At 43.7% G+C, this 17,289-nt stretch carries 20 protein-coding genes; 2 read left to right on the top strand and 18 right to left on the bottom strand.

From position 1 onward, the window contains the following. Window positions 1–66 precede the first annotated feature (66 nt). Window positions 67–840: a hypothetical protein gene (locus M1P90_RS01810; RefSeq protein WP_483700945.1), complete on the bottom strand. Its 774-nt coding sequence runs from the start codon at window positions 838–840 to the stop codon at window positions 67–69. Between the two features lie 171 nt (window positions 841–1,011). Between M1P90_RS01810 and M1P90_RS01815 the strand changes: the two genes are divergently transcribed. Beyond that, a complete protein-coding gene (locus tag M1P90_RS01815; RefSeq protein WP_483700946.1) occupies window positions 1,012–1,467 on the top strand; it encodes a hypothetical protein in 456 nt (151 codons plus the stop codon). A 16-nt stretch (window positions 1,468–1,483) separates the two neighbouring features. Continuing rightward, complete coding sequence (locus M1P90_RS01820) at window positions 1,484–1,735, top strand: hypothetical protein (protein ID WP_483700947.1); 252 nt, start codon at window positions 1,484–1,486, stop codon at window positions 1,733–1,735. On the opposite strand, the gene M1P90_RS01825 is transcribed toward M1P90_RS01820, so the two are convergent. The 17 genes from M1P90_RS01825 to M1P90_RS01905 form a co-directional block, all read right to left on the bottom strand. Then, on the bottom strand, window positions 1,726–1,986 hold the full coding sequence (locus M1P90_RS01825) for a hypothetical protein (RefSeq protein ID WP_483700948.1): 261 nt from the start codon (window positions 1,984–1,986) through the stop codon (window positions 1,726–1,728). The genes M1P90_RS01820 and M1P90_RS01825 overlap by 10 nt on opposite strands. Then, complete coding sequence (locus M1P90_RS01830) at window positions 1,940–2,179, bottom strand: hypothetical protein (protein ID WP_483700949.1); 240 nt, start codon at window positions 2,177–2,179, stop codon at window positions 1,940–1,942. Before M1P90_RS01830 ends, M1P90_RS01825 begins: the two co-directional genes overlap by 47 nt. Before the next feature lie 119 nt (window positions 2,180–2,298). After that, window positions 2,299–2,748 carry a hypothetical protein gene (locus tag M1P90_RS01835; RefSeq protein ID WP_483700950.1) on the bottom strand — a complete coding sequence of 150 codons (450 nt, stop codon included), beginning with the start codon at window positions 2,746–2,748 and terminating at the stop codon, window positions 2,299–2,301. Window positions 2,749–2,760: 12 nt separating this feature from the next. Then, window positions 2,761–3,069, bottom strand: coding sequence for a hypothetical protein (locus tag M1P90_RS01840; RefSeq protein ID WP_483700951.1), 309 nt, complete (start codon window positions 3,067–3,069; stop codon window positions 2,761–2,763). 9 nt (window positions 3,070–3,078) lie between these two features. Next, a complete protein-coding gene (locus tag M1P90_RS01845; RefSeq protein ID WP_483700953.1) occupies window positions 3,079–3,954 on the bottom strand; it encodes a hypothetical protein in 876 nt (291 codons plus the stop codon). Window positions 3,955–4,079: 125 nt separating this feature from the next. Next, a complete protein-coding gene (locus M1P90_RS01850; RefSeq protein ID WP_483700954.1) occupies window positions 4,080–4,313 on the bottom strand; it encodes a hypothetical protein in 234 nt (77 codons plus the stop codon). Further along, window positions 4,313–5,392, bottom strand: a complete 1,080-nt coding sequence (locus M1P90_RS01855) for a hypothetical protein (RefSeq protein ID WP_483700955.1) — start codon at window positions 5,390–5,392, stop codon at window positions 4,313–4,315. Before M1P90_RS01855 ends, M1P90_RS01850 begins: the two co-directional genes overlap by 1 nt. A gap of 3 nt (window positions 5,393–5,395) precedes the next feature. Next, a complete protein-coding gene (locus tag M1P90_RS01860; protein ID WP_483700956.1) occupies window positions 5,396–6,259 on the bottom strand; it encodes a phage distal tail protein in 864 nt (287 codons plus the stop codon). Beyond that, complete coding sequence (locus M1P90_RS01865) at window positions 6,256–7,797, bottom strand: tape measure protein (RefSeq protein ID WP_483700957.1); 1,542 nt, start codon at window positions 7,795–7,797, stop codon at window positions 6,256–6,258. Before M1P90_RS01865 ends, M1P90_RS01860 begins: the two co-directional genes overlap by 4 nt. A gap of 195 nt (window positions 7,798–7,992) precedes the next feature. Further along, window positions 7,993–8,325, bottom strand: coding sequence for a hypothetical protein (locus tag M1P90_RS01870; protein WP_483700958.1), 333 nt, complete (start codon window positions 8,323–8,325; stop codon window positions 7,993–7,995). A 1-nt stretch (window position 8,326) separates the two neighbouring features. After that, the gene (locus tag M1P90_RS01875; RefSeq protein WP_483700959.1) at window positions 8,327–9,499 is read right to left on the bottom strand and encodes a phage tail tube protein; all 1,173 of its coding nucleotides are present in this window, start codon (window positions 9,497–9,499) and stop codon (window positions 8,327–8,329) included. A gap of 2 nt (window positions 9,500–9,501) precedes the next feature. Then, window positions 9,502–9,657, bottom strand: coding sequence for a hypothetical protein (locus tag M1P90_RS01880; protein WP_483700960.1), 156 nt, complete (start codon window positions 9,655–9,657; stop codon window positions 9,502–9,504). A 34-nt stretch (window positions 9,658–9,691) separates the two neighbouring features. Next, window positions 9,692–10,189, bottom strand: a complete 498-nt coding sequence (locus M1P90_RS01885) for a hypothetical protein (protein ID WP_483700961.1) — start codon at window positions 10,187–10,189, stop codon at window positions 9,692–9,694. Beyond that, the gene (locus M1P90_RS01890; protein ID WP_483700962.1) at window positions 10,189–10,647 is read right to left on the bottom strand and encodes a phage virion morphogenesis family protein; all 459 of its coding nucleotides are present in this window, start codon (window positions 10,645–10,647) and stop codon (window positions 10,189–10,191) included. The genes M1P90_RS01885 and M1P90_RS01890 overlap by 1 nt, the downstream gene beginning before the upstream one ends. Continuing rightward, the gene (locus M1P90_RS01895; protein WP_483700963.1) at window positions 10,647–11,087 is read right to left on the bottom strand and encodes a phage protein Gp36 family protein; all 441 of its coding nucleotides are present in this window, start codon (window positions 11,085–11,087) and stop codon (window positions 10,647–10,649) included. The genes M1P90_RS01890 and M1P90_RS01895 overlap by 1 nt, the downstream gene beginning before the upstream one ends. Before the next feature lie 12 nt (window positions 11,088–11,099). Then, window positions 11,100–12,062, bottom strand: a complete 963-nt coding sequence (locus M1P90_RS01900) for a glycosyltransferase (protein WP_483700964.1) — start codon at window positions 12,060–12,062, stop codon at window positions 11,100–11,102. Window positions 12,063–12,390: 328 nt separating this feature from the next. Further along, window positions 12,391–17,190 (bottom strand): hypothetical protein, encoded by a 4,800-nt coding sequence (locus tag M1P90_RS01905; RefSeq protein WP_483700965.1) that lies wholly within the window; start codon window positions 17,188–17,190, stop codon window positions 12,391–12,393. Window positions 17,191–17,289 lie beyond the last annotated feature (99 nt).

Below are 17,289 nucleotides of genomic sequence, written 5' to 3' on the forward strand. Positions count from 1 at the left end.
CAAGTGAAGCACGCACGCTTGCTGTAATATTGCTACTAATAGGCATTGTAGAGCCTCTCTTTTAGATTACTTCGTTTTGGCTGTGCCTCTCAGGGGCAGTATTTTTGCGACAGCTTCGTTTACCCCTGTAGTTTCTGCAAGGGTTGGTTCTGGTGTTAGTCCTAGCTCGTAAGCTATTTCCTCAGCTGACATGTCGGGATAGACAACGGGAATAAGCAACACAAACAGAAGGTAAACGGCACCAGCAAGGAAACCCTGCAATGGTATCGAAGTAATTAGTGCCCAGAACGCAGCGTCTGATTGATCCCAGATACAATTCGCAGCCTTAGGATCCGTATCAGTGCACATATCCTCAACTGCACTGGGGTCGTTAACAGCAAATCCCTTTCGAACGATCTTGGGATTACGGGCTTGAAACTCAGCATACACCTTGTCACCCTCGGCTCGTGAGGGTACTCCCGATTGCCAATATGTTATCGTCCACATCGCAAATATGGGAAGAACAAGGATACCAATACCGACAACAGAGCGAAACACAATATCAGCAATAATCGCGGGTTTACGGTGCTTTCTCAGTCGGAATGATCTACGGACTAACACCCAGCTAATAGCGGCCCAGCTATAAATGAGGAAGAAAATGAGAATGGCACGAATGACAAGTGGAATCTCGTAGCCGGTGACTTCAATTGTAGTTCCCGCTGCATGAGTAGTTGCAGGTACGGCAACGGCAGTCTTTGTTGGACTTCCCCAAAATCCTGCCATGAATGTGATGAGAGCTATCGTATCACTAAGTAAACCGATGATGCCTGTGAATAGGCCGAATCGCTCCAGCTTGTTCATGGATCCTCCTCGTGTTGTGTCGTGCCTAACTACATTATACGCACGATTGACACATGCGTTTCATGTATTATTGGTTAAGTTTTATCTTGTGGAGAAGTTGGCAAGTGGTGAGAATAGTGATAGGATGGTCTTGCCGATTGGCTCTGAAACACTTACAGGCATGAGGACTGTATGAAACACAAATATCTCGTTGGGATGAAAAACAGAGAATTTGAGGAGCGCGATTTTAAAATAGTAAGTGCACAAAGTGAGGAAGATGCTATTGTTAAATTTCTGCATAATAGATTAGAAGACGAACCACACTTCAAAGAATACTTATACGATAAATCTGTAAATATGTCTTTTGCTGAGCGCTTTTGGCTGCAATCCCGAGAAGAACAAGAGCGTTTTTCGCGCAATGAAGGACAGCTTAGTATCAATGAAGATGATTTTGAAAAACGGGCTCGTCAGTTCTTTGCGGAACGGACTGACTTTGCCAATCTCTATCTAAATTTCTATTACAGTGACGATGAAGTACCTCCAGCAGGGGGTGAATTCCCTACGGAAATGCTTGTCTATATATGGCTAAAAAACGGCAACGAAAATATATTGGTCATCCCCATAGAAGATATACCTGAAATATCCTAACCAGAGGAGACTTACCATGTCCGATGACAACAAGCGCAACCTTCAGTACTTCGAAGCTCTTTCCATGAAAGAGTTGTATGACACGATGGAAAATTGGCAGGTCGAGAACAAAAAACGCTTGCTCTCAGTGAGCATAGAGAAAGATGCTGGAAAGTTTTGCTGCATTGCACTAACTAACCCAAGTGAAGTTGTAATTGTGGATGGCAGTGACGTAAGTTTTGGTGCGGACGTGACTGGGAAAGCGTTGAGGGTGAAGATTTACCAATAATTTTTACTTCCCCTTGTCTTCCCTGTCTTGGCATCAAAGGTAGAGATGCCTGATTTAGGTACAAACTTGCCTGAGGTGACAACATCACCTGGGCAGTATTCTCCTGTCTCTTCTACTACCCGCTCCAGATGAGCTTGTGCCACTGCACGTCTGATGTCACTTTCAGTACGAATGATTATATTTGGTTGCTTGTCTTTCATTGCTTCATAGAGCTTCTTTTGCTTTTTCGACACTTTTAGAAACAGTGTCATAGAGTCCCATACCTGCTAGTCCAGCGACTACTCCAGATAATATGTCTAGACCTCCTAAAAACGCTAATAAGCCTGCTATTACCAAAGACAGTACTTCATACCATCCATCGAGTTTCTTGCTTATTGGTGTACGTTTGATGACTTCTACTAGCCCTGTTGTAATCGGTGCTATCGTAACTATATTTAATTCCATATAATTCACCTCGCAATCATTCCAAAAATAATAACAAACAAAAGAATGAGATATGTTCCCCATCCTATGTTTGACTCCTCTTCTTTTAATCTTACTTGCGACATCGTTACCCACTAACGTTAGGGTTTACGCTTGATAAGGCAGTAGCCTTGCAAGTCAGAATATACACTTGTTGGTCTTTCTGTGCCTGTCCATGGGTCCCAAAGCTTTTTGTTGCCGATGAAGAGTACCCAATGCTGCCCGTTGGTTTTAGGGTTTCCGTCGAAGTCTGTGACAACTAAGCAAGGGGTGTTGTTTTTTACGTCGGTGTTATTGTAGGGGGATTTGCGAAGCACATAGGTAATTTGAGGAAATGCTTCATGGAGTTTTGACCAATCGAGGAGATTTCCTTTTCCACCTTTTCCGTTAACGAATGCGCCAACTTCATCAAGGCGCTTCGCTACTTTGTCAGGCGTGATATCAAGAATCATTGCAATCGTTGTTAGGGTACAGCCATATTTGCCGATAGTCGCATCTTTGCCAAACTTTTGATTCTTCCACCTCGGGTCTCGTTGGTTGTAGATTGTCATATATTTAGTATATCAATTTGTATGGATAAATCCACTCAAGATACCAAGTACTGTTGCTGCTGTGCCTAATACAAAGGTTACAATGGCTCCTGTGAGACTTGCTACACGTAGCTGCGCTTTCCTAGTTGTCTTGTCATCATGAACAATCTCTTCTAACTTTCGTATACGTGTCTCGTGGTCATCAAGCGTAAGCTTTGTGCCATCTTTTAATTCTTTTACATCGAGAGCGTATTGTTTGGTGAAGCTGACAAAATTAGCACTTAATGTTACTAATATGTCGTGGTCTGTTCTTGGAAATTGATTTTGTTGGGCATCGTTCATATAAAAAGATTAGTTAGATAATTTTATCACTTGTGCGTTTGATACAAGTGTTGAACTTGTTGCTGCTCCTCCGAGTGCATTCAACGACCCTCCTGTGTCTTGGTATGCCCAGACTTCAATGTAGTCATTGGCCGATAGGGAAAGTAAGCGGGTGTACACAACACCGTTTTGATTTCCTGATGTTCTTTCAACATACGAAACACCTGCTTGGATTGTGCCGTTTACTTTCACAAACACCTGCCGTTGTCCATTTCCATTGTTTTGAAAAACGACATTTGCGGTTACAAGCCATATGCCTGCGGTAGGTACAGTGATGCGGGTAGGGTTTGTTGAATTATCATGCATACTGTCGGGATCGCTGTCTTCTGCGTCCCACGAAATAGCCGTAAACGTAGCATTAGCAAGGGACTGATTTGAAGATAATCTAAGAAGACAGCGCGTAAGTGTTTGGCTTTTGAGCTGATATGCTAAACGTCTATCGGTTATATTTGCATCGACAATAGAAGCTGCTGCGTTTGCGACAGCTACATCTGCAAGTCTTAGGAATGGGTTGCTGGCTCCTACAGCTGTTTGAATAGCCGAATCACTTGGGGCCGATGGCGAAGCTGCTGGTGTACCGGTCACAACTGTAAGGGTGACAACGTTAGAAGCGTCTGAGTTTGCACCTGTCGCGAGGTTCAGGTAAAGAACTACTGAATCAATACGGGGATTTCCTGAGGAATTACTGGTGATTGTTTTGTTGGTCGCCGAGGTAGTGTGTCGAACTGGATAGAGGTTTCCTGAACCGAGAAGGAATGCGCGTCCTATTGCTACATCTACACTCATGTTAGCGCCCGCTGCGCGTTGGGATACTTTGAAATGATTGGTAGCACTTAAATCTTTCACTCCTCCTTGTGAAACTAAGTCGGTGCCAAGCTGTAAAACCGAGTCCTCCGGTAATGCCGTTGCCCCCGAACGTAGCGAATAGATACTGCCCATATAGATAATTGTATTTCATCGTGTACCGCTAATCAACTAACAGTAACGGTACGTGTTACGCCTCCTAATCTGACTTTAAGCGTGTTGCTCGTTGTATTTACCCATAGCTCGCCGTCTGCGGGTGAAGCTGGATCTGAAGTGTACTTTGGAACACGAAGAATACCTGTGCCGTCATCGGGCAATAAAAGAACATTGATAGGTTGTATCTTTTCAAGCTCTTCAATTCTCCTTTTTAATTCGAGTAATGTATTTTTTAGTTCTTCCATTATGAAACAGGATCGGTAAGAACCGTAGTTATTTTGGCAACTCCTGTATTTTCATCTAAAAAGAAAGTGCGTTTTGTTGCTCTTTTAACTGCGTCTGTAAGTCCCGTACCTGATAAGTTTACCCTTATACTGTCCCCAAGTGAATAATCGAGCCACCGCACATCATTATCATAATGGTCTACAGTAAGTTCTACGTCTTCATAGTTCTCTAGATATTTGTCGCCTTTGTCATTAAGAAGTGCTGTATCCCTACTTGAATAATCGCTTACTTTCTTTTCTTGGGTCTTCCATGCGCTTCTGGCTCCGGTTGGGCCCGTGCGCGTAACATATACCAGGTCGTCGTTAAATCCTCCACCCAGAACGTGTATTTTATTTGCGACTGAGAGGAGAAGTGGTTTTTTGTACATATAATTTGCCGTGGTTCTATCATCCATGACAACATCTAAAACATCGTTTCCTTTATATGGGTAATATACGTTGAATGCTTTCGTGTTATCGATATCGAAATCAAAGCCGTTTTCTAGATTTGAATTTGAGAGTGCGATAATGCTGTCTCTAATGTTATCGAACCTATACGTCCTGTCTCGATCTACGCTTGTGGTGATGCTTCCTTGGGAAATTCCATAATCCGAGTATGGTGTGTCTGAATTCTGAGACTCATCTATGAGTGTCCAAGCAATTTGACCCGCATCTGTTGAAGTGAAGTGTCTTACGGGTATACCTGCTATACGCATGGCAAATAGTCCAAGCCAACCTACGGCGTTTACTGTAAAGGTGCGCTGGCCCTGTTGTTCGGGGGAAAGTTCAAAATTGGTGAGCACACCCCAAAAAATCTTTTGGTAGTCGCCGGCGCTATCCTTTGTTTCAATCCATATCTCTTTGAATGAGCCAGTAAAAATGTTGACCGTGGAAACTGAATAGAGCTGTGCTATCTGATCGAATAATTCAAATCCGAACGTGAAGCTCGCTACTGGCTCCTTGTTCAGTTCCTCGGTAAATCGGATTGATTTGGGTGAAAGCTCGTAGAGGTTGCCTGAGTCTGGGTCTTTTAGGATAGTGCGGTAGATATCGAGGGACATAATTTAGATGCCAGAAAATGAGTCACGCCAAACCATACTGACATATCCTGCTGGGTCTCCTCCAGCGTCGGTTAGCTTGATACTATTCTCACCTGGCGCAAACGTTAGGAAATCTCCTGATAGCTCTGAACGTATATTGGTTGCGCTGCCTCCCTCAGTTGCGTAGTAGCTGACTGTGTGGTTTTTGGTATCTACAACAATAAGCTGACCGCTTGAGAGAGTGTGAATTATGGATAACGATTCTCCAGTTGTTTCATTCGTAAGTGTAGGGTCTTGTAGTGGCCCATAGAACGTAATTATGGGGAACGCCTCAACATTACCATTGTTCTGCAATACATTAACGGCTGAAGCTCCTACAGACATATTAAGAGGTATTGCCATTGGAATGGCCATGCCTCCACCTTGGAAAACAAAAAGATTTTGGCTGTGAAGCTCTTGACCTTGTATGTAAAAGTCGGGGGAATAGAAATCCACTTTGAAATCTGAGGCCAATACATTGGTATCTGGCATGACAAATGAGCGGGTATACACTTCGATTTGAAGCTCTAAATCGTCCATTGTCGTGAACTTTAGGATGATAGGAGTAGTATTACCGTTATCGTCGCGCATGATACGTACTGCTGACTCTAAATTTCTCCGCGTTGCTCGGTAGGTGTCAATGTCGTCTGCGAGAACTTTTCCTTGTAAGGTGATGAGCCTTCCTCCATAGAGTTGGTTGGCCACAACCCCACCGTCTGCGTTCGGCCTTGAGTACGTTGAAAGCCGTACTTCTGGAATCTCAAGTCCTTGTATCCTTGGTGAAACAAATACATTGGGATAACCTGTATAGCTGTGAATTTGAGTGGTGTTTAAATAAATTGCCTTCATTGTGTTTGTAGAGCAAATGCCAAACTGCGTAATGCCATGTCCATATCTACATTGCCATAAACATTGTTGGTTTGATTGATGGTCACTCCTGCCTGTGCACCGATTTGGGCGTTTGGGATAACCGAACTTCCACGGGGTAAATTAACAAGCTCTGGACCCTCCTCGCCCACAACTGCCAAACCGCCGCCGAAGTTTCGTACTCCGTCTGCAAAATGCGGGATCTCAGACATTCCACCACTACCGACAAGGCCTCCTACTTTGTTTGCTCCCCGAATAACCGTATTTATGCCGTTAATAACAGTGTTAATCATACCCTTTACCGTGTCCGTAATTGAGCGCACAACGTTTGTGGTTGTATTTTGAATAATCTGCCATACGGCTGTCCATGCCCCTTGCAAGCTTGTTAGAAGGTCCTTGATGCGTGTGAATGTTGCTTGTAGCCAAGGGTAGGCAGTATTGGTAAACCAGCCGACTACTGACATTGTGACATCGCGGATACCTAAGAAATTATTGTTCCATGCAAGATAAAGAAGAGCGATAACGGCAATGATTGCGAGTATTGCAAGCTGGATAGGCAGTAGTGCGCCTCCGAGGGTAAGCGCACTTACAGTCCATGCAACAAATGCAGGTATGACTAAGGTTGCTATGGCTGCGCCGAGTGCTATAAGAAGCCCTTTATTGTTTTCCAGGAAAGGTATAGCCGTGTTGAGCATGTAATCGCCGAACCGCTGTACCTGCTCGGTCAACCTGGCTATATTTCCTTCGGGCCTTGAGAGGTTAAATGCTTCAATAAGTCGTGTACCGATCTGCCTTGAAGTCTGACTGATAGTGTCTTTTAAGGTGCTCCATTGTCCCAATACAGTCTTGGATTGCATTTCCATACCACCAGCAAATCTATCACCCAAACCAGAAACAATAGCATCTACTCCTTCCATACCAGTGATAACACCCTTTTCTGCAAGCTTCATTGCCTCTGGAACTGAAACACCTATTTTTTTCGCTAACAGATCCCAGGCCGGAATACCAAGCTCTGCAATCTGCATCATTTCTTCTGCTGAAACTTTCCCCTTTGCCTTCATCTGGCCAAGAGCACGAGTAACACGATCAATTTCAAATGAACCACCGCCAAGGGCTGATACCGCATCACCAATGTTGGTCATCATTGGGATAATGTCTTCTGCCTGGAAACCGAACGCGAGGAGCTTTCTTGAAGCGTCTTGGATGCCACTGAATTCAAACGGGGTATGGGCTGCGAAATCAAAGAGGTCTTTGAGGAACTTATCTGATGCCTCTGCGCTTCCGAGCATTTGGGTAAATGCAACCTGTGACTGCTCGAACTGGCCGCCCATCTGAATTGCTTTTATTCCCAGCCCTCCGATTGCCGTACTAAGTCCCAATATACCTAGTGTTAGGCGCTTTGAAGCTTCGATCGAGCGTTGTGAAAAACCAGCTATGCTTCGTTCTGCATCATCGACACCTCTTGTATCTGCTTCTGTTGTTATTCTGGCTTTTACATCACTTCCTGCGAGTAGGGGCATATTTTCCTTTCTGCTTTGATTGTACTATATTTGACTCGATACTTAGTATCTCTAAATCTTGTTGAACGATATTCCATGGCGTTTCAAGAAAATCATTCCACGACAAATTAAAAGCTTGTCTATAACGTAAAAAGACAAGCTCAATAGGCATAAGTGGCAATGCTTGATTGTCACTCTCTGCTGAGAAGTAAAGTATTAACTCTTTTTTTTTGAAGTGGGAAGAGAGGATTTTGTGAGAGATGTGACGTGTGTCATTATCTCGTTTACGTCTTCAAGTGGTAGCAGGCCAACCATGTCTTCAGTGATTTCTGCTTTTTCTCCGCTATCTGTGACAAAGTTCCAATCCTTGATGAGTTTGGTTATTGTTGCTATTCCTGCCAGTGTGGGATTTGTTTGCAGTTCTGCTACGCCAATAATATCTTTTGTTAAAACCTCAGTATAGATTTCAACCCATGCTTCGTCCTGCTCGGTGCTGGATGCCGGTAATACTACTTTTGTGGTTTGCCTGTGGTCCTTCAATATTGGCATATTAGATTGATGAAACGTTGTTGATTACCGAAACTGAGAACTGCTGTGCATCTGAGGAATCATACTGAGCGACCATTTTGCCGTCTGCATATACGATTTCACCTGTGTTGAGATTGGTAGGATGTTCTGTGAACTTCACGTTATTCAAAGTAACTCGAAGCTCGTATGAAGTTCCTGAAAAGTGTCTTACCACTACGGCCTTTTTGGTATTCGTCAAGAACTTATTGAGGTCTTCGGGTGTATCAAAGAATAGCTTTGCTTCAAGCTCTGCTGCCGATTGTGTTCTAACGAGCGCAGCCGGATCAAAAGAACCTGACCGCATAGCTCCCTCATCATTCTCAAACTTGTGCATGAGTGTCCATTTGCTTCCTTGTTCTAAGCGTGTCTGTGAGGCTGACAGTGCTGAAGCTGCGTCATCCCCAAAACGAAACTCGGTTCTTGCCCATAAAAACGGAGAAAGCAAAGAGAAAGATGGCGTGGCTGGTCTGAGATAGATAAGGTCGCCTGCTACGATACCTGACGGAGAACCAGAAAGCACAAGTGTATCTAAGTCTGAGATTGAACTTACTGTGAAGTTTTGAGTAGTGCCAGCTGACACATCAAGGATCTGAACCGTATCGCTTGTTACAAATCCATCTGTCGGTGATGGGTCGTAGTTGGTTTTGAGGTCAACTGTATTGGTGGATACCGAGGAGATTTCGCGAACAAAAAGAGATTTCAGACCTGAGAATTTGACTTTGAAAACCATCTTGTTGGTATCGAAGTCTATGGATACTTCGCTTATCTCGCAGCCCATAAAACGCTGAACTACTGAGCCTTTACTGATGTCGATGGTGTAAGAATTGGGGTTAGTCGAGGCGCTTATAGTGAAGGGGTGAGTATATGGTCCTCCCCCTGTGGTTGAGCCTTTAGTCATGAATGCGTCAAAGAGATAACCGGCTATATTTGGCTCTGCAAGTATGGTGACTTCTCCGCTGTGGCTCCTTTGACCTTGTATCGTTTGATACACCTCTGCCTTATTTCCTACGATTGGATTATCGAGGTCGAGCTTTACATCGGTGATAAGGTTTTCATCATATATTGGAACGTATACGTTGGGGGTAACAGCAGTACCTTTTGTGGTTTCTTTTTTAATTGCAAAATAACCAAGATTAGAGAGTCGTGTTTGTGCCATATTTATTTATCTTTGTTTTTCTGTTTGATTGATATTAATTCAAAATTTGGATTATTTAATTCTTCCTCAACTACTATTTCTTTTCCTGCTTCAACTATCCCTACACCAGTTACATCTTGAGTTAATTCTGATATATTTTTATATCGGTAAAGTTTCATACTTAATTGTAGTTTGTCTATGTACCGCTGTCAATTAGGTACGATTTGAAACTGCCTGTAATTCGGTTAGTATAACGTCTATATGACCTTCTGTGGTCATTTGGGTTTCTGAACGGTTTATTACACCTTTTCTGAGTGTCGATATATTTTCCACGGTATAATTTCCGAGTGTTATATTTCTTCTAAGTACTGCCATAATTGTGCCGTCTTTGTAATCCCCTGTTTCTTCGTATCTTCCCCAAACAATCTGATCTATAAGTCTGTCCATTGTCACTTGGTTATCTGGTCGGCCAAATTCATCTTTTTTATTGAATACGACCTGAATAAGAAGAGTGTGGGTAAGTTGATCAAAACCTGTGGGACCAATGTCAAACTGGGTTTGTGGGGTAGAAACAACAAGTGCAGGCAAGTAAGATTGTCCAAATAAAATTGGATCGCCTTCAAAGTAGCCTTGAAACTTTGCGTCAAGTTCTTCTTTTAAAAGTTCTAGTACAACTTGTGCCGGTGTTGGTTTATAAGTAGGTTCTACCATTATCGAAAGCTTTTACGCAATTTTACAATGAGTCCTTCTTTAAGTATATCTATAATCTTATTTTTGAGTGTATTATCAACATTGATAAGTTGGCGTTGAGGCATGAAACGAGTACCGAACTGATGGTATTGTGCCGTGCTCCCTTTAGGGTATCCGATATCTGCATAGGTCCTCGTAACATCCTCAGTGAGTGAACGCCTCATAGCTCCAGTGCGTTCAAGGATTCCCCTACCCGGATATTCATTTCTTTTCTTTGCTTCATACGAAGATTTCAGAGATTGCCAACGAAGACCAAATGCGCCTCCTTCAGTTTCGTAAATATTGTTCTGATAAAAGGAGTGGAGATAGTCAGTTACTTGGTGCAGTTCTTGTTGCCAGTCTTCGAGCTCTCCTTTGGCTTTTTTAAGTTTGGCGGTTAGTTCCTTATCGCCTTGAATACTGATATTTACTGTGAGCATTAAAATACATCGGTGACACGAAACATTCTATCTTCCGATGGGCTTTCATCTGCTGCGCTATTATCGGGATATCCGCGTATCCGTGAAGACTGTGCGAGGGGAACACTTGAAGTATCGAGGAGCTGTATTTCTCTTCCTTCAATTTGCTTGAGAATAGCGCGAGCCATGTCTATTTTTTTCTGACCGTCTTTGTTCGTTCCTTCGTGCATGGGGCCGTAGTCTTGCACAAGGATGTATCCGGCTGCTAATAGATTGGCTGCATTGGTGATGACTTTGGGAACTGTATCAAGGGGGAGAGAATAACTTGCGATTGATAACGAGGAGTTTATTTCGCTTTCTGCCTGTGCAATCTTTTCATCGATATTCTCATTGGTTATATAAACGTTGTTTTGTAATCCAGCTTCACGCCGTACTGCCATTGTGTTTGTATAGAGGGACATATACAAATAATATCATAATTCATACCAACCTTCGCCCCATAAATCATATAGCCGTTCAAAATACCCCTGATATTGTTTCTTGACCGTTTCTGTTGAATAGAGTGATATTGCTCGCTTCCTGATGTATCTGGGATTTAGTTTCTCAACATCTTTCACTGCTTGTACGAACTCTTTGAGTGTTCGACATCTGAACCCTGTTTTGCCTTGCTCAACTGTTTCGGCGAAAGCTCCCCAATCGGTACATATAACAGGTGTGCCACATAACTGAGCCTCTACGTTCACTCCTTCAAATGGTCCGACATAGAGTGTAGGGCAAATAAGGGCTAATGCTTCACTCATAAGCTTACCGCGCTCCTTGGCATTGACAACACCGCGATAGTCTACGCCTTTTGGTGGTATTCCTTGACCTGCAACAACAAGGTTCTTACCGGCCTTCTGAGCGATTTCTACGGCAATGCTTAGACCTTTTCTATCAATTAGCCTTCCGACGAATAACAGGTAGTCTTTCTTTTTGGCTCGATATGGGAAGTCTGATACTGAAAAGTAATTCGGAATTACACAATCATAGAAGTTGCCGTTGGCACTATACGACCCGTAGAGTTGACCATATACTGTATGCATCCAGGCATAGCTTTCAAAAACTCGGAAATCGCTAAATACTCCACTGTATCCCACACCGGCCTCAACAAAGAGTAGGTCGGTAAATGCGTCTTTTATTTGTTTGTCTGCTATACCTGCAAAAGATAGGATGAAATCCTTTTCTTTTTTGTTCTCGGCGATATGCTGTATGACCCTTTGATGGAATAGTTTCCATATTGGCATATCTGGGTTGAAATCATTTTTTAAGTAGTCGTGAGGACCATTGAATCCATACTCCCACTGTTCTTTTTTAGAAATAACGGTAACAAGGTGTGCGGTTGTCTCATTTTCTTCTGAGGCATAAAGAAGTACTTCGTGTCCGAGGGAAACAAGCATATTAGAAAGCTTGAGAACTTTCTGAGTGTATGCACAACGGCTATATTCTTTTGTTACTTGAGTGTGGGGAAGTCCTAATAGGTGGAACCGAAATGGTTTCATTTATGGATATATTTTTGAAAGAGTCATTTTGATAACCATAGAATAAGAGTTATCATCTCTTTTTATCCATTGAGGAGAAGCAACTATCTCAAAGCCTTGCTCTTGGCACAAACGCTGATAGTCTTCTAAAAACTTTTGCTCTGGGGATATCGCGGGCGATTGAGGCTGAGCGGGAACTTTTTTCTGATATTTATCGGATGTCATTTTGTGAAGTATAACAAATTTTTTACCAAGTTGCTATAGATGCACGTTTCCATGTATTGGTGGCAGTACAAATATATATATAGTTCGAATCCCATGCAATTTGTCCTTGTGTTCCCGTATCTGTCGCTGAAGCTGGTGTTTTAGCTGTTCTTATCCGAATCGAGCTATCGTTTATGTCTAATTTGCTTCCTGCTGGTGAGTTTGTTCCAATACCTACTTTATCGGCTGAAGCGTCTAAGAAAAAAAGGTTGGCATCTGTGTCGCCCTCAATTCTAAAATCTTGATTACCTCCATCATCATTAATTACCACAAAGTCCTCACCGTCTGAACCTTCGCCTCTTATCTTGATTATTTCATTTCCGCTATCTACAGTGTTGCCCCTTCTAAAATTCCATTCACCGTATGCGCCAAGAACATGAGAACCACTTTCTAGCTTCATATAGTTTCGTTGTGTGCCACCAAATCCTGCGGTGGACCAGACTGATAAATAAATGGGTTGCCCTGCTGCTTCAAGGTCCAATGCTCCCCCTGATGTCCTAAAGCGGTACTCTTTACCCGGTGTCGTGGAATCGCTGACCTGCAAGTTTCCTATTACATGAAACTTTGTAGATGGCGTACTGGTCCCAATTCCCACCCTGTCGGCTCCTGCATCAACGTATACTAGATTAGCATCTGTGTCGCCCTCAATGCGGGTGTCAACATCTGCACCTGGGTCGTTTATTACTATTGTGGAACCGAGCGCCATTCTTTCTACAGTTCCAGCCGTAAAAGACATAAAATCCGTACTGTGGTTATAGCCAATTTGGCCGACATCTATATCGTCTGTGTCTCCAAGATGAATAACAGAGAATCCAGCGTTTCCACCTAATATGGCAACGATTGAAGCATTGCCTGTTGAGCCGTTTCTTTCAAAAAGCCCTATTGTTCCAGTGCTAAGAGTTGGCACTGTAGAGCCACCCCCTACAACATGAAATTTTGCTGAGCCTGTTGCTGCTCCCACAATGACACGATCATTTGTGCCATCAAGATAAAGAAGGTTCGCGTCGTTGTCGCCTTCAAAACGAGTATCAACCGCAGCACCATCTTCGTTCACGACTATTGAACGGTAGAAGGTCGTAATGCCTGTTGAGCCTTCCATTATCATTCTATCGGTAAATGAACCTGAGAAGTTTTGAGATGTTATCTTTAACTTTGATGTCAAACCACTTGTCGTATCTTGGCCTATGATTGCTTCAATAGAACCTTTGCCTGGGGTTGAGCCGTATGTCTTGCCTGTCGCTTTGATGTATGCACCATTTAGGTAAGTATCAGCGCCAAATATTCCATTCTGTGCATTGGTTCCACTCCCAAAAATACCAGAATTATTTTGAATAATTTTATAAGCTCCCACGGTTAAGTCTGTTTTCATCTCTGCTTGGTTTCCACCACCATATCCGTAGGTATTGTTGTAGTCAGCCATGGCGGTATAGGAATCATACTTCGTGCGTGAGCCGTAGGAACCCATTGAACGTACTGCGGTTGTTCCATAGAGCGTTCCTGTGGTTGCGTAGTCTGTGAACTTAAAGTGCATCCACGCCCTGACTGTTGGATACATACTTTCAAGCTGGGCGACCATTGCGATGTTGTTTACTGCCTGTGTAGCAAGAGAGGTACTGGTGTTGTCGCTTCTGGAGCTTCCCCATTCAGTAATCAAGAACGGCTTGTCTGTTGCCGCCTTCATGTCACGTTCAAGATTGTCAAAGGCATTTCCTCGGTAGATATTGACACCCCAAATATCAATGCTTGGCACAAGGTGTCCATACGTTGCAATTGTTGAAACCTCGCCGTGTGCTGAAGTAAATATCTTGTCTGGAGCTATAGCTTTTCCTGCAACGATAGCTTCCTCTACAAGAGTGAACCAGTCTGTTAAAGAGGTCGAGCCGAGGTTGTAGTTGTTCTCATTTCCAAACATAAACCCGACAACCGAATCATGGTCTTTCAAATTGGTAATCATGCCAGTGAACTTAGCAATTGCTGCTGTTCTGTTGGCACTTCCTGTAGCAACAGAATAGTCGGTACCGTAAGTGATGAAACGATTAAGCATGACCTTAGCTTGTGGGTCGTTTGCAAGGAGTGTGTCCAAAGCTGATAAGTGAGAAGATTGGTTATTCTCGTCTGCATATATGCGGTATAAGTGCATACCTGCCGCTGCTATGTCTGTCACGTCGTAGGAGATTTGCCCTGTCTCTGTGTACCAAGGAAGTGAGCTAGAGCCACCGTTATAGATTGAAGTGTAATTTGTTCCTCGTAACTTATCAATCGCTATTAAAGGGTCACTGTAGTCTGCGTTGTTTAGTATTTGATTGGTCGTATTACCTGATTGATCGAGGATAGAACCCGTGACGTGTTCTGAAGCAAATACGTGATTACCATCAATAATGTTGTCTTCTGCTCCAGCGTCCAAGATTATGCCCAAGTCTTGAGTTTTGGTTGCTTGTCGATCAAACACTCGATTTCCAATAACTGAGTTCTTGTCTCCTGATATTCTGACACCTGCAAATGTACCTGCTCCTCCACCAAAACCGGCATTGAATACTACATTTCCTTCAAATCGATTTCCATTCCCTTCAATCTTTACCCCGTCGGCTGCTGCTGCTTCAAAGTAGTTTCCTATAACAATATTGTTTGCTCCTGTAATCTTGAGGTCATTAGTTCCACCACCTGATATGTGACAGCCCATGAATGTAGTTTCGTCGTTACCTAGACCAACAGCTGCTTCGCTTGTCGAGGAGCCGAATATACAATTTAAGACGTGATTATTTGGCGCATATGCACCAAAAACAAGATTAAATTGTCCTGACGCTGTATCTTGAACTCTACAATTACGGAACCAGTTGTTTAGGGCGATATTCGATGTTCCAGTAGCGACTACATCAATGCCATGCTCGGCTGTATCTTTGACAAATACGTTGTCAACAAGCCAGGTATGTGAATATTTCATGTAAATACCGCGTCCTGAACTGTTGTTTGCTTTGTTTCCATCTATACATAGGTCTTTTATGTTTACAAAGTAGATATTACCTGTCGCCGAAGCTGGACTCCTGAGAACATTTACATTTGCGCCATTGGCAAGCTTGATAATTGTTGCGTTTTTACCTGAACCCATAAGAGTCATATTGTCTGAAAGTTCGATGGAAGCAGTAACAGAAAAGGTACCTTCACTCAAAATCACGTACTTACTAACTGCGAGAGCTGCTAGGATTTGAACATGGTCGTCTGTACCGTCACAAACATAATCAGCACGAGCAATAACTGTTGCTGGAGCATTTGAGGCTGCTACAAGCAATGATGCTGAGCCTAGCCCAGTAGGTCCAGTTGGACCTGTAGCTCCTGTTGCACCTACTGCACCAGTCGCTCCAGTTGCACCTGCTATGCCTATGGGGCCGGTAGCTCCCGTCACTCCAATTGGTCCGGTAGCTCCGGTTGCGCCCGATGGCCCTGTAGGTCCAGTAGCTCCCGTTGCTCCTCCCGCTAGAAGATCATATTCTGTTCCTGCCCCATCTTTGTAGTATGGTTTGCTATCGGATGATTTGATATAAAACTTTCCATATCCTGACGTTGCTGATGGGGCTGTACCTTCCTGGATTATCAATCTCGGTACAGTCGTGTCTCCTACAACAATAAGCGCGTCGTCTGTCTTGAGAACATTTGCAGCGCTTCGATAGAGATTTGTGTCTGTCCCAAACGTAATACCTCCTGCCAATGTACCGCCTGTATCCGAGAGTTGAAGAGCATAGTTATTAGTACCGCCCGATGGGGCTGCGATACGCAAACCGATAACGCTTCCTCCGGTCGCCGTCACGTTTGATATATCAATACCAATGGCTCCGCCTGTATTTGTGTTATCTGTATCAACAAGAAGACCTTTTATCTGGGAGGTATTGTTTCCATCTCGATCTATTTCGACTGACGCGGTTGTGCCAGTATCGTCGTGGTCAACATATATGCCTCTGGAGTTTCCATTTTGGTCAATGCTGACACCTTCACCTGTACCGTTGTTTATCGTTTTCAAGACTGCTCGTGTTGTGCTTGTCGAAAGCTGCTCCAAAAGTACAAGCTCTGAGTTTGTTTGAGCTGCATTTGAATAAACGTGGAGTCCTCTTTTGCCGCTTCCTCCGCTAACTTCCATATTTATTTCGATACCATTTCCGTTGGCAGCACCGTGAGCTATGTTAATAGAATCTCCACCATCACCGTTGTTATCAATGGAAAGTCCACGAGAGTTTTGCGTAATTGTTCCTGATGTCTGGGTTTTATCTACTACTATTTCAAAGGAATGGTTGCTTACTGTGTAGCTTAAACCATCTGTAACAACGGGCTGATTTTTGAGCTGAAGAACTCTTCCTGCTGACATCGAAGGGCTTGTGGGGTTGTTGAATACAAAGTTTGAGCTTCCTGCTAGAACGCCGGCGTTGTTATATTGAACTTGGGTGGTACTTCCTCCCGGGGCTCCAGTAGGTCCTGTAGCTCCTGTGGGTCCCGTTGGACCCGTTACTCCTGTTGGTCCTATAGGACCAGTAACACCGACTGGGCCCGTCGAACCAACTGGACCTGTAGGACCGGTGTTGCCTGTAGGTCCAATGTTTCCTGTTACTCCTTGTGGCCCTATGGCTCCTGTGGGGCCTGTTGAACCAGTTGGCCCTGTAGGTCCAGTATTACCCGTTGCTCCAATTGGCCCAGTAGGTCCTGTAGCTCCTGTGGGTCCCGTTGCTCCAACTGGTCCACCTGGCCCTAGTCGAACCTGCAAATCATTCTCTGGAAAGCGAATAGTTAGTTCTGTCATGATGTGCGTTGTGTAACATCGGCTACAACGGTCAATACCCCCGGATATGAGGATTGAATAGAGCCATCTGCGTACTTAATTTGTAACTAAGGTTTTGCA

It is taken from the genome of Kouleothrix sp. 19917 (genome assembly GCF_057073505.1).

Excerpts from the sequence above, each read along its gene's own strand:
- M1P90_RS01905 (WP_483700965.1), bottom strand. The coding sequence starts at position 17,190 with ATGACAGAACTAACTATTCGCTTTCCAGAGAATGATTTGCAGGTTCGA.
- M1P90_RS01835 (WP_483700950.1), bottom strand. The coding sequence starts at position 2,748 with ATGACAATCTACAACCAACGAGACCCGAGGTGGAAGAATCAAAAGTTT.
- M1P90_RS01830 (WP_483700949.1), bottom strand. The coding sequence starts at position 2,179 with ATGGAATTAAATATAGTTACGATAGCACCGATTACAACAGGGCTAGTA.
- M1P90_RS01820 (WP_483700947.1), top strand. The coding sequence starts at position 1,484 with ATGTCCGATGACAACAAGCGCAACCTTCAGTACTTCGAAGCTCTTTCC.
- M1P90_RS01815 (WP_483700946.1), top strand. The coding sequence starts at position 1,012 with ATGAAACACAAATATCTCGTTGGGATGAAAAACAGAGAATTTGAGGAG.
- M1P90_RS01890 (WP_483700962.1), bottom strand. The coding sequence starts at position 10,647 with ATGCTCACAGTAAATATCAGTATTCAAGGCGATAAGGAACTAACCGCC.
- M1P90_RS01865 (WP_483700957.1), bottom strand. The coding sequence starts at position 7,797 with ATGCCCCTACTCGCAGGAAGTGATGTAAAAGCCAGAATAACAACAGAA.
- M1P90_RS01810 (WP_483700945.1), bottom strand. The coding sequence starts at position 840 with ATGAACAAGCTGGAGCGATTCGGCCTATTCACAGGCATCATCGGTTTA.
- M1P90_RS01875 (WP_483700959.1), bottom strand. The coding sequence starts at position 9,499 with ATGGCACAAACACGACTCTCTAATCTTGGTTATTTTGCAATTAAAAAA.
- M1P90_RS01885 (WP_483700961.1), bottom strand. The coding sequence starts at position 10,189 with ATGGTAGAACCTACTTATAAACCAACACCGGCACAAGTTGTACTAGAA.
- M1P90_RS01895 (WP_483700963.1), bottom strand. The coding sequence starts at position 11,087 with ATGTCCCTCTATACAAACACAATGGCAGTACGGCGTGAAGCTGGATTA.
- M1P90_RS01860 (WP_483700956.1), bottom strand. The coding sequence starts at position 6,259 with ATGAAGGCAATTTATTTAAACACCACTCAAATTCACAGCTATACAGGT.
- M1P90_RS01870 (WP_483700958.1), bottom strand. The coding sequence starts at position 8,325 with ATGCCAATATTGAAGGACCACAGGCAAACCACAAAAGTAGTATTACCG.
- M1P90_RS01880 (WP_483700960.1), bottom strand. The coding sequence starts at position 9,657 with ATGAAACTTTACCGATATAAAAATATATCAGAATTAACTCAAGATGTA.
- M1P90_RS01855 (WP_483700955.1), bottom strand. The coding sequence starts at position 5,392 with ATGTCCCTCGATATCTACCGCACTATCCTAAAAGACCCAGACTCAGGC.
- M1P90_RS01825 (WP_483700948.1), bottom strand. The coding sequence starts at position 1,986 with ATGACACTGTTTCTAAAAGTGTCGAAAAAGCAAAAGAAGCTCTATGAA.
- M1P90_RS01900 (WP_483700964.1), bottom strand. The coding sequence starts at position 12,062 with ATGCTTGTTTCCCTCGGACACGAAGTACTTCTTTATGCCTCAGAAGAA.
- M1P90_RS01850 (WP_483700954.1), bottom strand. The coding sequence starts at position 4,313 with ATGGAAGAACTAAAAAATACATTACTCGAATTAAAAAGGAGAATTGAA.
- M1P90_RS01840 (WP_483700951.1), bottom strand. The coding sequence starts at position 3,069 with ATGAACGATGCCCAACAAAATCAATTTCCAAGAACAGACCACGACATA.